The 17,109-nt window shown below is 73.4% G+C and carries 18 protein-coding genes; 10 read left to right on the plus strand and 8 right to left on the minus strand.

Annotated features, from left to right (window positions below):
- Positions 1-103 precede the first annotated feature (103 nt).
- Both WMI84_RS10745 and WMI84_RS10750 read left to right on the plus strand, forming a co-directional pair.
- Positions 104-568 (plus strand): NfeD family protein, encoded by a 465-nt coding sequence (locus WMI84_RS10745; protein ID WP_347352984.1) that lies wholly within the window; start codon positions 104-106, stop codon positions 566-568.
- A gap of 7 nt (positions 569-575) precedes the next feature.
- A complete protein-coding gene (locus WMI84_RS10750; RefSeq protein ID WP_347352985.1) occupies positions 576-1,421 on the plus strand; it encodes a slipin family protein in 846 nt (281 codons plus the stop codon).
- A gap of 89 nt (positions 1,422-1,510) precedes the next feature.
- On the opposite strand, the gene WMI84_RS10755 is transcribed toward WMI84_RS10750, so the two are convergent.
- The 4 genes from WMI84_RS10755 to WMI84_RS10770 are packed head-to-tail and all read right to left on the minus strand — an operon-like array spanning position 1,511 to position 4,026.
- Positions 1,511-2,248, minus strand: coding sequence for an ABC transporter ATP-binding protein (locus WMI84_RS10755; protein ID WP_347352987.1), 738 nt, complete (start codon positions 2,246-2,248; stop codon positions 1,511-1,513).
- Positions 2,245-3,009 carry a cobalt ECF transporter T component CbiQ gene (cbiQ, locus tag WMI84_RS10760; RefSeq protein WP_347352988.1) on the minus strand — a complete coding sequence of 255 codons (765 nt, stop codon included), beginning with the start codon at positions 3,007-3,009 and terminating at the stop codon, positions 2,245-2,247. Before cbiQ ends, WMI84_RS10755 begins: the two co-directional genes overlap by 4 nt.
- Before the next feature lies 1 nt (position 3,010).
- Positions 3,011-3,340, minus strand: a complete 330-nt coding sequence (locus WMI84_RS10765) for a PDGLE domain-containing protein (protein WP_347352990.1) — start codon at positions 3,338-3,340, stop codon at positions 3,011-3,013.
- Positions 3,337-4,026, minus strand: coding sequence for an energy-coupling factor ABC transporter permease (locus tag WMI84_RS10770; RefSeq protein WP_347352991.1), 690 nt, complete (start codon positions 4,024-4,026; stop codon positions 3,337-3,339). Before WMI84_RS10770 ends, WMI84_RS10765 begins: the two co-directional genes overlap by 4 nt.
- Positions 4,027-4,176: 150 nt before the next feature.
- Between WMI84_RS10770 and WMI84_RS10775 the strand changes: the two genes are divergently transcribed.
- The 5 genes from WMI84_RS10775 (at position 4,177) to WMI84_RS10795 (ending at position 10,758) form a co-directional block, all read left to right on the plus strand.
- On the plus strand, positions 4,177-5,076 hold the full coding sequence (locus WMI84_RS10775; RefSeq protein WP_347352993.1) for an ATP-binding cassette domain-containing protein: 900 nt from the start codon (positions 4,177-4,179) through the stop codon (positions 5,074-5,076).
- A complete protein-coding gene (locus WMI84_RS10780; protein WP_347352994.1) occupies positions 5,073-5,948 on the plus strand; it encodes an ABC transporter permease in 876 nt (291 codons plus the stop codon). Before WMI84_RS10775 ends, WMI84_RS10780 begins: the two co-directional genes overlap by 4 nt.
- Positions 5,949-6,028: 80 nt before the next feature.
- Positions 6,029-6,682: a methyltransferase domain-containing protein gene (locus WMI84_RS10785; RefSeq protein WP_347352996.1), complete on the plus strand. Its 654-nt coding sequence runs from the start codon at positions 6,029-6,031 to the stop codon at positions 6,680-6,682.
- Between the two features lie 5 nt (positions 6,683-6,687).
- A complete protein-coding gene (locus WMI84_RS10790) occupies positions 6,688-10,266 on the plus strand; it encodes an adenylate/guanylate cyclase domain-containing protein (protein ID WP_347352998.1) in 3,579 nt (1,192 codons plus the stop codon).
- Between the two features lie 78 nt (positions 10,267-10,344).
- Positions 10,345-10,758 (plus strand): cyclic nucleotide-binding domain-containing protein, encoded by a 414-nt coding sequence (locus WMI84_RS10795; protein ID WP_347352999.1) that lies wholly within the window; start codon positions 10,345-10,347, stop codon positions 10,756-10,758.
- A gap of 222 nt (positions 10,759-10,980) precedes the next feature.
- Here WMI84_RS10795 and WMI84_RS10800 read toward each other — a convergent pair whose 3' ends face one another.
- From WMI84_RS10800 to nadA, 4 genes are read right to left on the minus strand one after another with little or no spacing between them, the layout of a single operon-like run.
- On the minus strand, positions 10,981-11,688 hold the full coding sequence (locus WMI84_RS10800; protein WP_347353001.1) for a hypothetical protein: 708 nt from the start codon (positions 11,686-11,688) through the stop codon (positions 10,981-10,983).
- Between the two features lie 51 nt (positions 11,689-11,739).
- A complete protein-coding gene (gene nadC, locus WMI84_RS10805) occupies positions 11,740-12,594 on the minus strand; it encodes a carboxylating nicotinate-nucleotide diphosphorylase (protein ID WP_347353003.1) in 855 nt (284 codons plus the stop codon).
- On the minus strand, positions 12,591-14,330 hold the full coding sequence (locus WMI84_RS10810; protein ID WP_347353005.1) for an L-aspartate oxidase: 1,740 nt from the start codon (positions 14,328-14,330) through the stop codon (positions 12,591-12,593). The genes nadC and WMI84_RS10810 overlap by 4 nt, the downstream gene beginning before the upstream one ends.
- Positions 14,327-15,319: a quinolinate synthase NadA gene (gene nadA, locus WMI84_RS10815; protein WP_347353007.1), complete on the minus strand. Its 993-nt coding sequence runs from the start codon at positions 15,317-15,319 to the stop codon at positions 14,327-14,329. The genes WMI84_RS10810 and nadA overlap by 4 nt, the downstream gene beginning before the upstream one ends.
- A gap of 239 nt (positions 15,320-15,558) precedes the next feature.
- Here nadA and WMI84_RS10820 point away from each other — a divergent pair, with 239 nt between their 5' ends.
- From WMI84_RS10820 to WMI84_RS10830, 3 genes are all read left to right on the plus strand, one after another.
- Positions 15,559-15,957 carry a hypothetical protein gene (locus WMI84_RS10820; protein WP_347353009.1) on the plus strand — a complete coding sequence of 133 codons (399 nt, stop codon included), beginning with the start codon at positions 15,559-15,561 and terminating at the stop codon, positions 15,955-15,957.
- A gap of 155 nt (positions 15,958-16,112) precedes the next feature.
- Positions 16,113-16,493, plus strand: a complete 381-nt coding sequence (locus WMI84_RS10825; protein ID WP_347353011.1) for a YciI family protein — start codon at positions 16,113-16,115, stop codon at positions 16,491-16,493.
- A gap of 121 nt (positions 16,494-16,614) precedes the next feature.
- Positions 16,615-17,109 (plus strand): sigma factor (locus WMI84_RS10830; RefSeq protein WP_347353013.1); only part of this gene is annotated, 495 nt, incomplete at its 3' end.

Genomic DNA, 17,109 nt, shown 5'->3' on the forward strand with positions numbered 1-17,109 from the left:
CGGGAAGCGAGGTACGCTGGAGTAGTCGCCGGACAGGGCCTGTCGAGCCAGTTGGACCCCGGGGCCCATGCGACTGGACTGGCCGGCCGATGAGGTGGTTGGCGTGGTAGTGCTCGGTGCGGTGGTCGTCCTGGTTGGGCTCGCCGTGATTGTCGTCGAGGCGCATGTCACGACCGGCGGGGTGCTCGCGGTGGCCGGGGTGCTGGCCGTGGCCGTCGGGGCCGGACTGATCATGGCGGGCCTGGGGGCCGCGCTCGTGCTCACGATCCCGGTCGCCGTCGTGCTTGCCGGCTCGGGCCTGCTCGGCACCATGCTGGCGGCGCGCAAGGTGGCCGCGGCCCGCAGCCAGGCGCTGCGGACCGGTCCGTCGACCTTGGTCGGCACGGTGGCCATGGTGCGCAGCTGGGACCGGTCCGAGGGCCAGGTGACCGCCGACGGCACGCTCTGGCGCGCCGTCCTCTCCGGCGACTGGCAGGACGCACGGCCGGTGCCCGGGGAGACCGTCGTCGTCGATGATCTCGACGGGCTGACCATGTCCGTGCGTCCGCTCTATGCGAGAGGGAAGTGACGCCGCGATGGAGATCGCCGTCGTCGGTATCGTCGTTGCTCTGGTGTTCCTGTCACTGCTCGGCTCCTCGGTGCGGGTGCTGCGCGAGTACGAGCGTGGGGTCGTCTTCCGGCTCGGCCGGCTGATCGACCTGAAGAACGCCGGGCTGGTGCTGCTGATCCCCGTCGTGGACCGCATGGTCCGGGTCAGCCTGCGGGTGATCACCCTGAACGTGCCGCCGCAGGACGTGATCACCCGGGACAACGTCCCGGTGCGGGTCACCGCCGTGGCGTACTTCCGGGTCATCGACGCGAACAAGGCGATCGTGGAGGTGGAGGACTACTACGCCGCCACCAGCCAGATCGCCCAGACCTCGCTGCGCGCGGTGCTCGGCAAGGCCGAGCTGGACACGCTGCTGGCCGAGCGCGAGCGGCTCAACGAGGACCTGCAGAAGGTGATCGACCAGCAGACCGAGCCCTGGGGCGTCAAGGTGTCGATCGTCGAGATCAAGGACGTCGACGTGCCCGACGCCATGCAGCGGGCCATCGCCCGGCAGGCCGAGGCGGAACGTGAACGGCGCGCGAAGGTGATCAACGCCGAGGGCGAGTTCCAGGCCTCCTCACGGCTGGCGGACGCGGCCGACGAGATGAGCCGCAACCCCTCGACGCTGCAGCTGCGCTACCTGCAGACCCTCCTCGAGCTGAGCAACTCCAGCACCTCGACCGCCGTGATCCCCCTGCCGATCAACCTGCTGCAGCCCCTGCTGACGCAGGTGGGCCAGGCCGGGGCCGCCGCAGCAGTTCTGGACGGCGCGGCCGTCGCCGAGCCGCCCCGGGTCGCCGCCCCGTCACGGTCGGCGGGCCACGCCGAGTAGCTTCGCCCCGCGCGCAGCCGCCCGCACCAGCCGGCACGACTCGCCGCCTCGCTCGACACTTCGAGCGAGGCGGCCAGTTGCCCCTGCCCTCAGGAGCGCAGCACGAACCCGTAGGGCAGCTCGAGCCGGTGCGCCGCCATCAGCTCTTCGTCGCCGAGCAGGTCTCGGGTCGGGCCGTCGGCCGCGATGACGCCGCCGGACAGGATGGCGGCGCGCTCGCACAGCTCGAGGGCGTAGGGCAGGTCGTGCGTGACCATCAGGACGGTCACCCCGAGTGAGCGGACGATGCCGGCCAGCTCGCGCCGCGAGGCGGGGTCGAGGTTCGAGCTCGGCTCGTCCAGGACGAGGACCTCCGGCTCCATCGCGAGCACGGTCGCGACCGCCACCCGACGGCGCTGTCCGTACGACAGGTGGTGCGGCGGCCGGTCGGCGAAGCCTGTCATACCGACCTGCTCCAGGGCCCGCCCAACGCGTGCCTCCAGCTCCGGACCGCGCAGGCCGAGGTTGGCCGGGCCGAACGCGACGTCGTCATGCACCGTCGGCATGAAGAGCTGGTCGTCGGGGTCCTGGAAGACGATGCCGACGCGCCGCCGGACCTCGTGCAGGTTGTCCTTCGTCACGGGCAGCCCTGAGACCGCCACCGTTCCCGCGCCGGCGGTGAGGATCCCGTTCAGGTGCAGCACCAGGGTCGTCTTGCCCGCGCCGTTCGGCCCGAGCAGTGCCACCCGTTCGCCCCGGTGGACCTGCAGGTCCACGCCGTACAACGCCTGGTGGCCGTCGGGGTAGGCGTAGGCCAGGCCACGTACGTCGAGCACGGGCGTGGTCACGCCGCCACCACCCCGGCCAGGCACGCGCCCACGGCCACCAGTGGAAGTATGCCGCTCACCGCCCACTGCGCGGGCGTGGCGGTCAGCGGGTGCAGCGCCGGCAGCCGACCCCGGTAGCCACGCGAGAGCATCGCCAGGTGGACCCGTTCGCCGCGCTCGTAGGACCGGACGAACAGGGCCCCGAGGGTCGCCCCGAGAGCCGGCCAGGCGCGCACCGAGCTGGCCTGGAACCCTCTGGAGGCACGGGCGATCCGCATCCGGCTCAGCTCACCTGCGACGACCTCGAGATAGCGGATCATGAAGCCCGCTATCTGCACGAGGGGCCGGGGCAGCCCGAGCCGTTCGAACCCGGCGAGGACGTCGCGCGGCTCGGTCGTCGCGGCCAGCAGCAGCGCGGCGAGCACCCCGAGCGTGCCCTTCGCGAGCAGCGCCCAGGCACCCCAGAGGCCCGCCTGCGAGACGGACAGTGGGCCGACGGCGACGCGAGGGCCGGTCGCGACGAACGGCATGAGCAGCGCGAACACGACGAACGGCACCTCGACGACGAGCCGTCTACCCAGGTACGGGAAGGGAACCCGCGATACGCGGACCGCGGCGAGCAGCGCGAGCAGGTGGACGGCATACGGCCAGAGCATGGTGCGGGGGGTGGCCACCACGGCCAGGACGAAACCGAGCAGCGCGACAATCTTGGGGTGTGCCGGTAGGCGGTGGAGGGGGGAGTGGCCGTGGTAGTGCAGCGCATGCCCGTGGGAGGCGCCCATGTCAGTGCGGCTCGTGCTCCGCGACCTCGGTCGGGGACGAGGCGCCGCGGCGCCGTAGGAGCAGCACGAGACCGCCCATCAGCAGACCCGTCGCGCCCACCCCGATGACCCCGGCCAGGCCCTTGGACAGGTGCGGGCCGGCCACGCCGGTGGTCTCGTAACCGGCCAGGGGGCTGGCCGCCGTGTGGTGCGCGGTCTCCGTCTGCGCGAACCGCTTGGTCTCGGCGACGTGCTGCAGCCCGTCGGGGCTCTTCGAGGCGTAGAAGGACAGCACCCCGGCCACCAGGAGGGCGACGAGGACCGCAAGGGCCGCGAACCGCCTCGTGCTCATGTGCGGACCCCCTCGCGGATCTCGAGCTCCCGGGCGGCGAGCAGGGGCCGCGCGCCGTGGACGAGGTCGGGGCGCACCGCGACGACCGACCCGATCACGAGGGCGGTGATGAGCGCCTCGCCGATGCCGATGAGCACGTGCACCGAGACCATCGCGGTCAGCACGGAGCCGACCGGGATCGGAGCCTGCCCGCCGACGGCGAACAGCCCGGTGAACGCCGCTGCCGCGACCGGGACGGAGACGAAGGCGCCGATCCCGGCAGCCACCCCGACCGAGGAGAGCCGCTGGGGCAGGAGTCTGCGGCCGAGCCGGAACACCCCGTAGCCGACCCAGACGCCGACGATCCCCATGAGCAGCACGTTCGTGCCGAGCGCGGTGACGCCGCCGTCGGCGAACAGGAACGCCTGCACGAGCAGGACGACCGTGATCGACAGCGTCGCGAGCCAGGGCCCGACGAGCACCGCCGCGAGCGCCCCGCCGAGCAGGTGCCCCGAGGTGCCCGCGCCGACCGGGAAGTTGACCATCTGCGCGGCGAAGACGAACACGGCCACGAGCCCGGCCATCGGCGCCACCCGGTCGTCGAGGTCGCGCCGGGCACCGCGCAGGGCCGCCGCGACGCCGCCCGCGGCGACCACGGCGGTGGCGACCGACGTCTGGGCGTCGAGGAATCCGTCGGGGACGTGCATGGTCGGAAGTGTAGGCCCAGATGCGACTGAGTCGCATCTGGGCCGGACCCGGGGCCCCGGGTCGACCCTGAGCGGCGTCGGGGTCGGGTCGGGGTCGAGTGGGGCCGGTCCCTCATGGTGGGTGGAGCAGGCGCCCGGCAGTCTGGAGACATGATCACAGTTGACCGACTGACCAAGAGGTACGGCGGCTTCACGGCCGTCGACGACGTCTCGTTCGAGGTGCGCCCGGGGCAGGTGACCGGCTTCCTCGGCCCGAACGGCGCCGGCAAGACGACCGCGATGCGGATCATGGCCGGGCTGACCCCCGCCACCTCCGGCACCGCCACCGTCCTCGGCCGCCCGTACGCGAGCCTGCCCAACCCGGGCCGCTACGTCGGCACCCTGCTCGACGCGTCCGCCCAGCACGCCGGGCGCACCGGGCGCGAGGTGCTCACCCTCGGCGCCGTCTTCATGGGCGTCGACCGGCGCCGGGTCGACACGATGCTCGACCTCGTCGGCCTGACCGGCACGGAGGCCGGCCGCCGGGTGCGCAACTACTCGCTCGGGATGCGCCAGCGACTGGGCATCGCCCATGCCCTGCTCGGCGACCCCGAGGTGCTCATCCTGGACGAGCCGGCCAACGGGCTCGACCCGGCCGGGATCCGCTGGATGCGCGACCTGCTGCGCGGCTACGCCGACCGGGGCGGAACCGTGCTGCTCAGCTCGCACCTGCTGAACGAGATCGAGCGCGTGGCCGACGAGCTGATCGTCATCGGCCACGGGCGCATCGTCGCGCAGGGCACGAAGGGGCAGCTGCTCGCCGGGGCAGGCACCTTCGTGCGTTCGGTCGACGACGCCGCCCTGGCCCGCGCGCTCGCCGACGCCACCGTCACCGCCCGGCAGCTGGCCACCGGCGGCCTGCAGGTCGAGGCCGACCCCGTGGACGTCGGACGCGTCGCCGCGGCAACAGCCATCGCCCTCGTCGAGCTGCGCGCGGGTGACTCACGAGGTCTCGAGGAGATGTTCCTCGAGCTCACCGCCGACACGGCCCGCGAGGAGGTCGCAGCATGACCACGACAACCACGACAACCCACCCGGTCCCGGGCCTGCCCGGCCCGACCGCCCGGTCCCGCAGCCCGCACGCGGAGTCGCCGCTGCCGGCCGTCGCGGCCGTCCCGCCGCGGATCCCCGGTGAGCGGCCCACCAGCGCAGTCCCGTTCGCCCGGCTCGTCCGGGTGGAGCTGCGCAAGATGCTCGACACGCGGGCCGGGCGCTGGCTGGTCATCGGCATCGGGGCGGCCATCGCGACCGCGCTGGTGATCCTCTTCTTCGTCGGCGGGGGCCGGCACAGCCTCGCCGACTACCTGCAGGCCACGATCATGCCGACGGCGATCATCCTGCCCGTCGCCGGCATCCTGGCCGTCACGTCGGAGTGGTCGCAGCGGACCGGGCTGGTCACCTTCACCATGGAGCCGCGCCGGGTGCGCGTCGGCTGGGCGAAGCTCGCCGCGTCGATGCTCGTCGGCGTCGCGGCCTTCGCGCTGGCACTCGGCCTGGCGGCCGTCGCCCACCAGGGCGCCGTCACCCTGCGGGGTGCCACCCCGGAGTGGGGCATCGGGTGGCTCATGGTCAGCGGCGCCGGCCTCTACGTCCTGCTCGGCCTCGCACAGGGCGTCGGGTTCGGCATGCTATTCAAGAACACGCCCGCCGCGATCGTCACCTACTTCGCGCTGCCGACCGTGTGGGGGATCCTCACCTCCCTCGTGTCGTGGGTCGAGTCGGCCTCGCGGTGGCTCGACCTGAACCGGACGATGGAGCCGCTCTTCATGGGTGCGGCCCTGACCGGCCAACAGTGGGCCCAGCTCGGCACGGCGGTCGGCGTGTGGGTACTGCTCCCGCTCGTGGTCGGGATGTGGCGCCTGTCCCGCGCCGAGGTGAAGTAGCCCGAGGGGTATGCCGCCCAGCCGGCCCCGCACGGACCATCGGGTCCGCGCGGGGCCCGGCTGGGCGGCATACTCGTGTCATGGGTGGGTGCTGCAACCCGCGCGGCTGCGACCGGATGTTCGGCGAGCGCTTCGCCCGCCATGTCGCCGCGCGGTACCGCAAGCGCGGGATCGACGGGCCGTCCCGGCGGATGGTCGACTGGCTCGTCGCCCAGGGCATCGAGGGCGCGAGCGTGCTCGAGATCGGGGGCGGCGTCGGGGAGATCCAGCTGGACCTGCTGCGCCGCGGGGCGGCCGGCACGACGAACCTCGAGCTGAGCCCGGGCTACGAGGCGGCCGCGACGGCCCTGGCCGCCGAGGCCGGGATGACCGACCGGGTCCACCGGGTCCTCGGTGACCTGGCCGTCGACGGCTCGGTGGCCGAGCCCGCCGACGTCGTCGTCATGCACCGGGTGGTCTGCTGCTACCCGGACCTCGCGGCCCTGCTCGGCGCCGCCGCCGACCACGCCCGTCGCGCGGTGGTGTTCACCCACCCGCCGCGCAACCTGCTCTCCCGGGGCATGGTCCGGACGGCGAACGCCGGGCAGCGCCTGATCGGCCGCGAGTACCGCACCTTCGTGCACCCGCCCGAGGCCATGGTCCAGATCCTGGCGGAGCACGGCTTCACGGCCCGGCGCCTGCCGAGCGGGCCGATCTGGCAGGTGCTGGCGGCGACGCGGTCCGGGGCTCCGTGAGCGGCATGACCCAGGTGGCCGGCGTCGAGTGCGCGGACTGCGGAGCGACGCTTCCCGCGCAGGCCCGCTTCTGCCCGTCGTGCGGGGCCGCCCGGCCGGAGCCGCCGGCCAGTTGCCGCTCCTGCGACGCGCAGCTCCTGCCCGGCGCCAGGTACTGCCACGCCTGCGGGGCGTCCGTCGACGCGCCGCCCCCGGCCCCGCTGGCGCCCGTGGCCGAGCGGCGCGTCACCTCGGTGCTGTTCGGAGACCTGGTCGCCTTCACGACCCTGGCCGAGGCCCGCGACGCCGAGGAGACGCGCGAGCTGCTGTCGCGCTACTTCGCCGAGTGCCGCACCGTCGTCGCGCGCTACGGCGGCACCGTCGAGAAGTTCATCGGCGACGCCGTCATGGCGGTGTGGGGTGCGCCGGTCGCCCACGAGGACGACGCCTCCCGGGCCGTGCTGGCCGGGCTCGAGCTCGTCGACACGGTCGCGGCCTTCGGAGCGCGGGTCGGCGCCCCGGGCCTGGCCATGCGGGTCGGGGTGGTCAGCGGCGAGGTGGCGGTCACCGTCGGCGCGACCGGGGAGGGGATGGTGGCGGGGGACGCAGTCAACACCGCGGCCCGGGTGCAGTCGACCGCGAAGCCGGGGCAGGTCTGGGTCGACGACACCACGCGTGGGCTGACGGCCCGCACGATCGAGTACCGCGACGAGGGGGCGCACCTCCTGAAGGGGAAGGCCGACCCGGTCCGCCTCCACTCCGCCCGCGCGGTCGTCGGCGACGTCACCTCGGGGCAGCGGGCCGACGGCCTCGAGGCGCGCATGTACGGTCGGGACCGGGAGCTGCGCACGCTCAAGGAGCTCTTCCACGCGGTGGAGGAGTCCCGCCGACCGCGGCTGGTCGTCGTCGACGGCGAGCCGGGCGTCGGCAAGTCCCGGCTGGCGTGGGAGTTCGAGAAGTACGTCGACGGGCTGTCGGGCACGGTCCGGTGGCACCGCGGCCGGTGCCTCTCGTACGGCGAGGGGGTGGTGTTCTGGGCGCTGAGCGAGGCGGTGCGCACCCGCTTCGGGCTGGTCGAGGGCGACACCGGCGCCGTCGTGGACGAGCGGCTGGACACGGGCCTGGCGCGGATCGTCGCCGACGAGTCGGAGCGGGCCTGGCTGCGGCCCCGCATCGCGGTCCTGATCGGCGCCGGGGTCGAGGGCACGTACGCTCGCGAGGAGCTGTTCGCCGCCTGGTCGGCCTTCTTCGAGCGGGTCGGGGCGAGCGACCCGGTCCTGATGGTCATCGACGACGCCGAGCACGCCGACGACGCGCTGCTCGACTTCATCGAGCACCTGCTCGCCACCGCCCACGCCGCCATCTTCGTGCTCGTCCTGGCCCGCCCGGACCTGCTCGCCCGGCGGCCCGGCCTCGGGGGGCGGCGCGCGAGCGTCATCCGGCTCGACACCCTCGACGACGCCGAGATGGGGCGGCTCGTCGACGACCTCGTGGACCGGCTCCCGTCGCAGGAGCGGGACGCGCTCGTCCGTCGTGCCGAGGGCGTGCCGCTGTTCGCCATGGAGACGGTGCGCGCCCTCATCGACCGGGACCTGGTCGTTCCCAGCGAGGGCCGGTACGTCCCGGCCGAGGGCGTGCCGGTCGACCTGGACGCGGTCGGGGCGCCGGGGTCGTTGCACGCGCTGGTCGCCTCCCGGCTCGACGCCCTGCGGCCGGCCGAGCGCCGGGTCCTCACGGACGCCAGCGTGCTCGGCAAGACGTTCACCCGGGCGAGGCTGGCCGCCCTCGCAGCCGCCCTGCCCGGCCTGCCGGCCGGAGACCTGGACGAGGCCCTGGCCGGGCTGTGCCGCAAGGAGATCCTCACCATCCAGCGCGACCCCTTCGCGGCCGCCTTCGGCCAGTACCGCTTCGTGCAGACCATCGTGCGGCAGGTCGCCTACGCGACGCAGTCCAGGCGGGACCGCAAGCTGCGCCACCTCGCTGCGGCCGAGCACCTGTCGAGCGACCCGGACGTCGGCGACGAGCTGTCCGTCGTGCTCGCGCAGCACCTGCTCGACGCCGTGGACGCCTCGGGGTCCGCGGACCCCGACGTGCCCGAGCTGACCAGCAGGGCCACTGCGCTGCTGGAGACCGCCGCTCGGCGCGCCCTGTCCCTCGGGGCCACGGCCGAGGCGGTGCGACTGTTCGGGCGGGCCCTGGCGCACACCGACGACCCGACGGTCGGGGCCCGGCTGCACGAGGGTGCGGCTCGAGCCGCCGGCGCGACGGGTGACCACGACACGGCCATCGCGCACTCTGTGACCAGCATCCGGCTGTACGACGAGCTCGGCGACGTGGCGGGTGCCGGTCGGGCCGTCGCCCTGCAGGCCTCGGCCCTCTCCGGCCGGCGCGACAACCGCGCTGCGATCGAGGTGGCGCGGCCCCGGCTCGCCGCGCTGGAGCAGCTGCCGGGTTCGAGCGAGGTCGACACGGCGCTGGCCGACCTCTACGCGATCCTCGCCACCACCCACCTGTACCTGGGCGAGATGCCGGCGGCCCGGGCCTTCGCCGAGCGGTCGGTGCGGCTCGCCGAGGCGATGGGCGACCCGGGCCGGACGGCCCTGGCGATGGCCCAGCTGTCCATCCAGTTCTTCCTGGACGGAGCCCGGCTGACCGGCCAGGCCATCCTCGAGGGGGCCGCCGGGCTGGCGCGGCGCCACGGAGCCACCACCGAGCTCGGCTGGGTGCTGATGAGCCTGATCTCGGCCAGGATGGACCATGACCTGCCGGGGGCGCTCGAGGTCGGGCGCGAGGCCGTCGAGGTGAGCCGCCGCTCCGGGCACCTCCTGACGACGAACCTGACCCTGCAGAACCAGGTGTGCCTGCTCTGGACCGCCGGCCGCCTGGCAGAGGCGGCCGAGCGACTGGCCGAGCTCGGCGAGCCCGCGGCGGACGCCCGGGTCGGCAGCGCGCAGCACCTGCTCGCCCTCTGGCTGGACGACGCGATGGGCCGTCCCTCGACCGCTGCCTGCGGCGACGGTCCCGACCCGTTCGGCGCGACCGACAACCAGTCCGAACGCGTCTGGAACGACGCCCTGCGGCTGGCTCGGCTCCGGGCATCCGGCGACCGGGTCGAGGCCGCCCGGTTCGCCGATGCCGCCCTGGACCGGTTGGTGCGGTTCTGTCGGCTCGACGACGACTTCATGCACCTCTGGCCGCCGATGGTCCTCGCCGCCGTCGAGGCCGGCGACGTCGCGGTCGCCGAGCGGTTGCTCGCGCCGGTGACCGGTGTGCGGCCGGGCCTGGTCAGCCCGGCGTTGCGGGCCCACGCCCTGCGCCTCCGGGGCCTGGTCGCCGCGCTGCGCGGCGACCCTGCCGGGCAGGTGGAGGCCGACCTGCGGGCCGGCGTGGTCGCGCTGCGCGACTTCGGGGCCGTGGGCTTCGCGGCCCAGGCCCAGGTGGAGCTGGCGGACTGGCTTGTCGGGCAAGGACGCCCGTCGGAGGCGTCCGAGCACTACCGGTCGGCCCTGGCGACCTTCGAGCGCATCGGGGCGCTCGGGTGGCGTTCCCGTCTCGAGCAGCGGGTCGCGGGTGGGGTGCAGGTGGCGGAAACCGCCCCGGGGTGACCCATACCGCGCACGGGCCGCCGCTGCTACGTTCGTCAGCACAGTCCTGCACCCCGCGATTGCCGCGAAGGAGGCCTCGTGAACCTCAAGGAGTCGCTGAGGCGCGTCAACCTCTTCGAGCACCTCCCGCCGGAGCTGGTCGACCAGATCATCGACCGGGGCTCGACCCGGAGAGTGTCCGCGGGTGCGGTGCTGGCCGAGCAGGGCGCCCGCGACGCCGGCCTCCAGCTCCTGCTCGAAGGCTCCGCCACCGTGCATGTCAACGACCAGCAGGTCGGCTCGCTGGGCGCGGGCGACTACTTCGGTGAGATGTCGCTGCTCGACGAGTCGACCCGGACGGCAACCGTCGTGGCCGGTCCGGACGGTGCGACGAGCTTCATGGTCTCGCCGCTCAGCTTCGACGAGCTGCTGGACCGCCAGCCGGAGATCGCCCGGCTGCTGCTGAAGGTGCTCACCGCACGGATCCGCCGGCTCGAGTCCGGCTCCGCCTGACGCCCCACGCGGAGGAGCACGAGCCGGCCTGCCCGTGCCGGCCGTGGGGATCGTCGCCTTCGTTCGGATGACCCCACCCCGGGCGGTCCGTTGTTGCCGGTCCGGCGCCGGGCTGACCCTCGTTGGGTTCGGGACCCGTCGCGACGGCGGCGGGGTGGCATGCTCGCCCTGGGCCTGCTCACCGCGTCGGACGCTGTGGCCGCCGGCTCCTCGGCGAGGGCGTCACGGTCGTGCCTGGTCGACCGTGCGGCTCGTGATGTCGGCGATGTCGATGATCATGATCCGGTGGTCCTCGTCGAGCAGGCGCAGGAACCCGGGCTCGACGCTGAGGACGTGGCCGGTGAGCGTCCCGTCCTTGGTGACGATGGTCTCGTGCGAGCTCCAGGGCGTGTCGATGAAGGTCGCCATCGCCAGGACGGCGACCCCCGCAACGGCCCACATCCGCCGGAGAGCCACGCGCACTGCCTCGTGGCCGGTTCCGAGCCGGCCGGCCGTGCGGGCGATGGCCAGCAGCACCGTGATCCCCGCCGCCCCCGCGAAGGGCCACCACGTGCCGAAGGTGAGCAGCAGCGTCGTGCCGACCGCAAGCAGGGTCGCGATGAGCAGAACCGTGGTGATCGCGAAGCGCGGCACGCCGCCCACCGGCCAGACGGCGCGGACCAGTGACAGGGGCAGGAGCAGGGCGACGAGGTATCCGGTGATGTCCGGACGAGCGAGCAACGTGCCGAAGCCGATCGGCACGAGGTCGGTGAAGTTGAAGGTGTCGGCGATCGCTCCGGCCGTGTCCCAGTCGTAGTGGGCCACCGCGAGCAACCGGAGCAGGAGGAACAGCACGGAGGCGCTCGCGGTGACGCCGATGGTGCGGACCGTCATGACGGACGCGCGTTCCTCCTCCTCGTCGACGGGAGTGGTCGCCGGAGCGTCAGTCATGTCGCGATCTTGGCACGCGCAGTGATCCCGGGAAGGGCCGGACGCGCGCCGTCAGTCCTCGACGTGGTCGAGACCCAGGTCGAGCGTGCGTGCGCTGTGGGTGATCCAGCCGGCCGAGATGAGGTCGACGCCGGCCTCGGCCAGCGCCGGTGCGGTCGCGGGGGTCACCTGACCGGACGCCTCGGTGACCATGCGCCCGGCGACGAGCCGTACGGCCTCGGCGGTGGTGTCCGGCGTCATGTTGTCGAGCAGCACCGCGTCGACCGGGTCGGCGAGCAGCTCCTCGAGCTGGGCCAGGCTGTCCACCTCGACCTCGACCGACACGAGGTGGCCGACGCTGGCCCGGACCCGTTTCACGGCCTCGGTGACCGACCCGGCGACGGCGATGTGGTTGTCCTTGACGAGCACCGCGTCGTCGAGGCCGTAGCGGTGGTTGGCGCCGCCGCCGGCGCGGACGGCATACTTCTCGACCGCCCGCAGGCCGGGAGTCGTCTTGCGCGTGCAGCAGATCCGCGCCTTCGTGTGGGCGACCGCGTCGACGAGCGTGGCCGTGGCCGTGGCGACCCCGGACAGGTGGCCGAGGAAGTTGAGGGCCACCCGCTCGGCGGTCAGCAGCGAGCGGGCCGGGCCCTCGACCCGGGCGATCTCCTCGTCGGGGTGCACGCGCGTGCCGTCGTCGACGGCGGTGGTGAACTCGACCCTCGGGTCGAACGAGGTGAACGCCAGCCGGGCCAGGTCGAGCCCCGCGACCGTGCCCGGCTGCCGTGCGGTGATGACGAAGCCGTCGTGCGCGTCCGCCGGGACGATCGCGTTCGAGGTGAGGTCGCCGGCCCGGCCGAGGTCCTCGAGCAGGGCGGTCTCGACGAGCGGTCTCAGGACGAGCTCGGGGAGCGGGTTGGGGATCATCGCGCGGCTCCTGCGGACACGAGGTGGGCGGACCGAGACGCTGCGGCCGGCGCCGCGGTGGGCAGGACATCGGCGAGCAGGACCGTGGTGTGCCGGGCCATCTCGTCGGCGTCGGGGTGGTCGAGGCGGGTGTGCCCGCCGCGGCTCTCCTGCCGCAGGGCGGCGCAGTGCGTGACGAGGAGTGCCACGAGGGTGGTGTCGTCGACGTCCGTGTCTTCGACGTCCGTGTCGTCGACCTGCCCGGGGTCGGTCGCCAGCGCCGCACGCAGAGTCGCCGTGCGAAGCCAAGCCTCGGCCACCGCGAGGTCGGGGCCGTTGCGCAGGATCCCGACCGCACCGGTCATGAGCCCCCGCACCTCATCGAGGGTGCACCTTTCCTCATCGAGCGTGCAGCAATCCTGTTCGACAGTGCAGCCTTCTTGATCGAGAGTGCACGGTCGATCCGGAGTCGCGCACTGTCGATCCGAAGTCGCGCACTGTCGATCCGAAGTCGCGCAGCTTTCCCGCTCGAGAGTGCCGTAATCCTGATCGAGAGCGCAGCAGTCCTGGTCGGCGAGGTCCTCGGCGACCCAGCCGCCGCAGACGACGGCCTCGAGCAGGGAGTTGCTGGCCAGCCGGTTGGCGCCGTGCAGCCCGGTGCTGGACACCTCGCCGACGGCCCAGAGGCCCGGGACGGTGGTGCGGCCGTGCAGGTCGACCGTGACCCCGCCGCACTGGTAGTGCGCTGCCGGCCGGACCGGGATGAGCTGCGTCGCCGGGTCGACCCCGGCCGCCAGGCAGGCGCCGGCCACCGTCGGGAACCTCTCGGCGAACCGGTCGCCCAGCGCCTGCCGGGCGTCGAGGAAGACCTGCTCGCCGCGGGAGGCCGTCTGCCACACGACCCGGGCCACGACGTCACGGGCTGCCAGCGGGTCGTCGGTCAGCGGCCGGCCGGAGCCGTCGACGATCAGCGCGCCGGCCCCGCGCACCGCCTCGCTGACCAGCGGCATCGGGTCGCGACCGACGTCGAGCGCGGTCGGGTGGAACTGGACCATCTCCAGGTCGCGCAGCTCGGCGCCGGCCCGGGCGGCCATGGCGAGGCCCTGGCCCCGGGACCCCGACGGGTTGGTCGTGTGCTGCCACAGCTGACCGGAGCCGCCGGTGGCGAGCACGACCCGGTCGGTGGCCAGCCGCCGGACGTGCCCGGCCTGCTCGACGACGACCCCGACCACGCGACCCGCGTCGAGCACGAGTCGCCGGGCGAGGGCGCCCTCGAGCACCGTGATCGACGGGGTGTGTCGTACGGCCTCGACGACGGCGCGCATGATCTCGGCTCCGGTGCCGTCGCCGGCGGCGTGCACGATGCGGCGGCGCGAGTGCGCACCCTCGAGACCGAGCCGGAGGCGCCCGTCCGGGCCACGATCGAAGCGGGCCCCCAGGCCGGCCAACCACATGACGGCGCCGGGCGCGGCGGCCGTGATGCGCGCGACGACATGGGGCTCGCACAGCCCGGCTCCGGCCGCCAGGGTGTCCGCGGCGTGCAGCTCGAGCGAGTCGTCGTCGCCGAGCGCGGCGGCGATCCCGCCCTGCGCCCACCCGCTGGCGGCGCCCCGGCCGAGCGGCCCGGAAGACACCACGAGCACCGGGTGGGGGGCCAGCCGGAGCGCGGTCACCAGTCCGCCCAGCCCGGCCCCGATGACGACCGGGGCTGTCCGGGCACCCACCGGGTGCGGTGAGGGAAAGGGGGTGGGCGTCATACGGCCAGCATCCGATCGACAGCGGCGCGGGCGCGGCCGGCGACGGCGGGGTCGATGGCGACCTCGTGGGTCATCGTCTCGAGGCTGCGACGGATCTTGGCGAGGGTGTTGCGCTTCATGTGCGGGCAGAGGTTGCACGGCCGGATGAACTCGATCTCGGGGTGCTGCGCGGCGATGTTGTCGCTCATCGAGCACTCGGTGATGAGGGTGACCTGGCTCGGGTGGCGCTTGACGACGAAGTCGAGCATCTGCGCGGTGGAGCCGGCGAGGTCCGCGACCGCGACGACGTCCGGCGGGCACTCGGGGTGGGCCAGGACGACGGTGTCGGGGTGCTCGGCGCGGATCTGGCGGATGTCCTCGGCGCGGAAGCGCTCGTGCACCTCGCAGCGCCCGGCCCAGGTGATCACCTCTACGCCGGTCTGGCGCGCGATGTTCCGGGCGAGGAACTCGTCGGGGATCATGATGACCCGGTCGACACCGAGCGACTCGATCACCTTGACGGCGTTGCCGGAGGTGCAGCAGACGTCGCTCTCGGCCTTGACGTCGGCCGAGGTGTTGACGTAGGTGACGACCGGGACGCCGGGGTGCTGGGCCCGCAGGCCGCGGACGTCCGAGGCGGTGATCGACTCGGCGAGCGAGCAGCCGGCGAGCGGGTCGGGGATCAGAACCGTCTTGGCCGGGTTGAGCAGCTTGGCGGTCTCGGCCATGAAGTGGACGCCGGCCAGGACGATGACGTCGGCCTCGACGTGCTGGGCCTCCCGGGCCAGGGCGAGCGAGTCGCCGACCATGTCCGAGACGCAGTGGAAGATCTCGGGGGTCTGGTAGTTGTGCGCGAGCACGACGGCGTTGCGCTCGGCCTTCAGGCGCAGGATCGCCTCGGCGTCGTCGGCGAAGGTCGCCCACTCAACCTCCGGGATGACGTGGCGGACCTTCTCGTACAGGTGTGCGGTGCGCTCGACGGCAGTGGGCGGGGCAAGGGTGCTGCTCATGACGACCTCCTCCTATTGCTTGTTATGCTTCAACTGAGCATATGGCCGCGAGCAGTATATATGCTTTGCGTGAGCAGATCTGATGCGGACCAGCCGGTGGCCAGCCGCGCCCAGCAGCTGCTCTCGCGTGACGCAGATGCGCCGCCTCGAAGCAGCGCATCGTCGTCGCCGGGGCGCCCCAGCTCGCTGGGCCGCCTCAAGGGGTGCTGCCTGGGCTCGTCCCGGCGTAGCCTGAGTGGATGGAGTCCTGGTTGACCGTCGAGGTTCAGGACGCCGACGTGCCGGCCGGTCTCTGGCGGGATGGACGAGGCGAAGCCCTGGTCGAGGCCGCGCTGACCAACGGAGCGACGGACTGGCGCTGGCACACCCCACGGTGGGGCGTGATCCTCGAGATCGCGTTCCGGACCGAGACGGACCGGGACGCCTATCGTTCGCTTCCGGTGGTGCAGGCTGCGCTGGACGCGGTGCCGGACCCCGTGCGCGGTCTGTATGTCTACCCGGGCCGCGGTGGTGGCTCCTTGCTCCGCGCCCGTCGGCCGCGGCACCCGACGCCGCTCGCGGGAGCGGCTGCCGCCGAGGAGCCGCGTGAGCCGGTGCGTGTCGATCTGGCGCGGGGGAGGGCCGAGACCCGGCCATGAGTGGGAACCGGGCCGGGCGCGACGCGTCGGGCGACAGGTCCGCGGGCGCTGTCGTATCGAGCCACCCCCGTTCGTGGAACTGGTGAGCCGCGGCCGAACCCGGGCGCGGTGTGCGAGAGGTCTGCAGCCCTCGCGCAGACTGGAAGGAGACGACCATGCCGGAGTACCTCATCGCGTTCAACGACGAGTGGGTGCCGGAACACACGCTGGAGCAGCTGCGGGCGAAGTCCACCGCCGGGATGTCGGTGATCGCGGAGATGCAGGCCGCCGGAGTCTTCCTCTTCACCAACGGAGGCATCGACGCGTCGACCGCTCTGTGCAGCGTCGTGGCCAGGTCAGGGGAGCCGGTCTTCACTGACGGCCCGTACGCCGAGACCAAGGAGCACCTCGGCGGCTTCGCCGTCGTGGATGTCGCCGACGACGAGGCCGCGCGGTACTGGGCCGGCCGACTCGCCGTCGCGCTCGACTGGCCGCAGGAGGTGCACCGCTTCCCCGACCGGGGACGCTTCGACGGCGACGCGGCCGAGCAGGGTTGAGCGCGGTGGCCGGGCCGGCGCTCACCGCCCAGGGATCGAAAGCGTGCCGTGGCCCGGTCGGGGCGCGTCCCTGCCACAGCGCGGCCGTGCAGGCACTGCCGGAGCCGTGACCGATCCCGCCGTGACAGCGGCGATCACCCGGGTCCACCACGACGAATGGGCACGGTTGGTCGCCTCGCTCGCCCGCCGCTTCGGTGACCTCGACGTTGCCGAGGATGCCGCCGCCGAGGCATTCGCCGTCGCGGCCGAGCGCTGGCCGCGCCAGGGCGTGCCACCCAACCCGGCAGGCTGGCTCACCACCACCGCGGCCCGCAAGGCGATCGACCACCTGCGTCGTGAGGCCACGCGCAGCGCCAGATACGAGGCGGCCCACCTGCTCCACGACGACACCCCTGCCGAGCGCACCGGTCCGGTCGACGACGACCGGCTCAGACTGGTCTTCACCTGCTGTCACCCAGCGCTGGCCATGCCGGCCAGGGTGGCACTGACCCTCCGTCTGCTCGGCGGCCTGAGCGTCGCGGACATCGCCCGCGCGTTCCTCGTCCAGGAGACGACGATGGCGCGGCGCATCACCCGCGCCAAGGACAAGATCCGCGCGGCGCGCATCCCCTACCGG

This window comes from Intrasporangium sp., from assembly GCF_039812505.1.
GTDB lineage: Bacteria > Actinomycetota > Actinomycetes > Actinomycetales > Dermatophilaceae > Intrasporangium_A.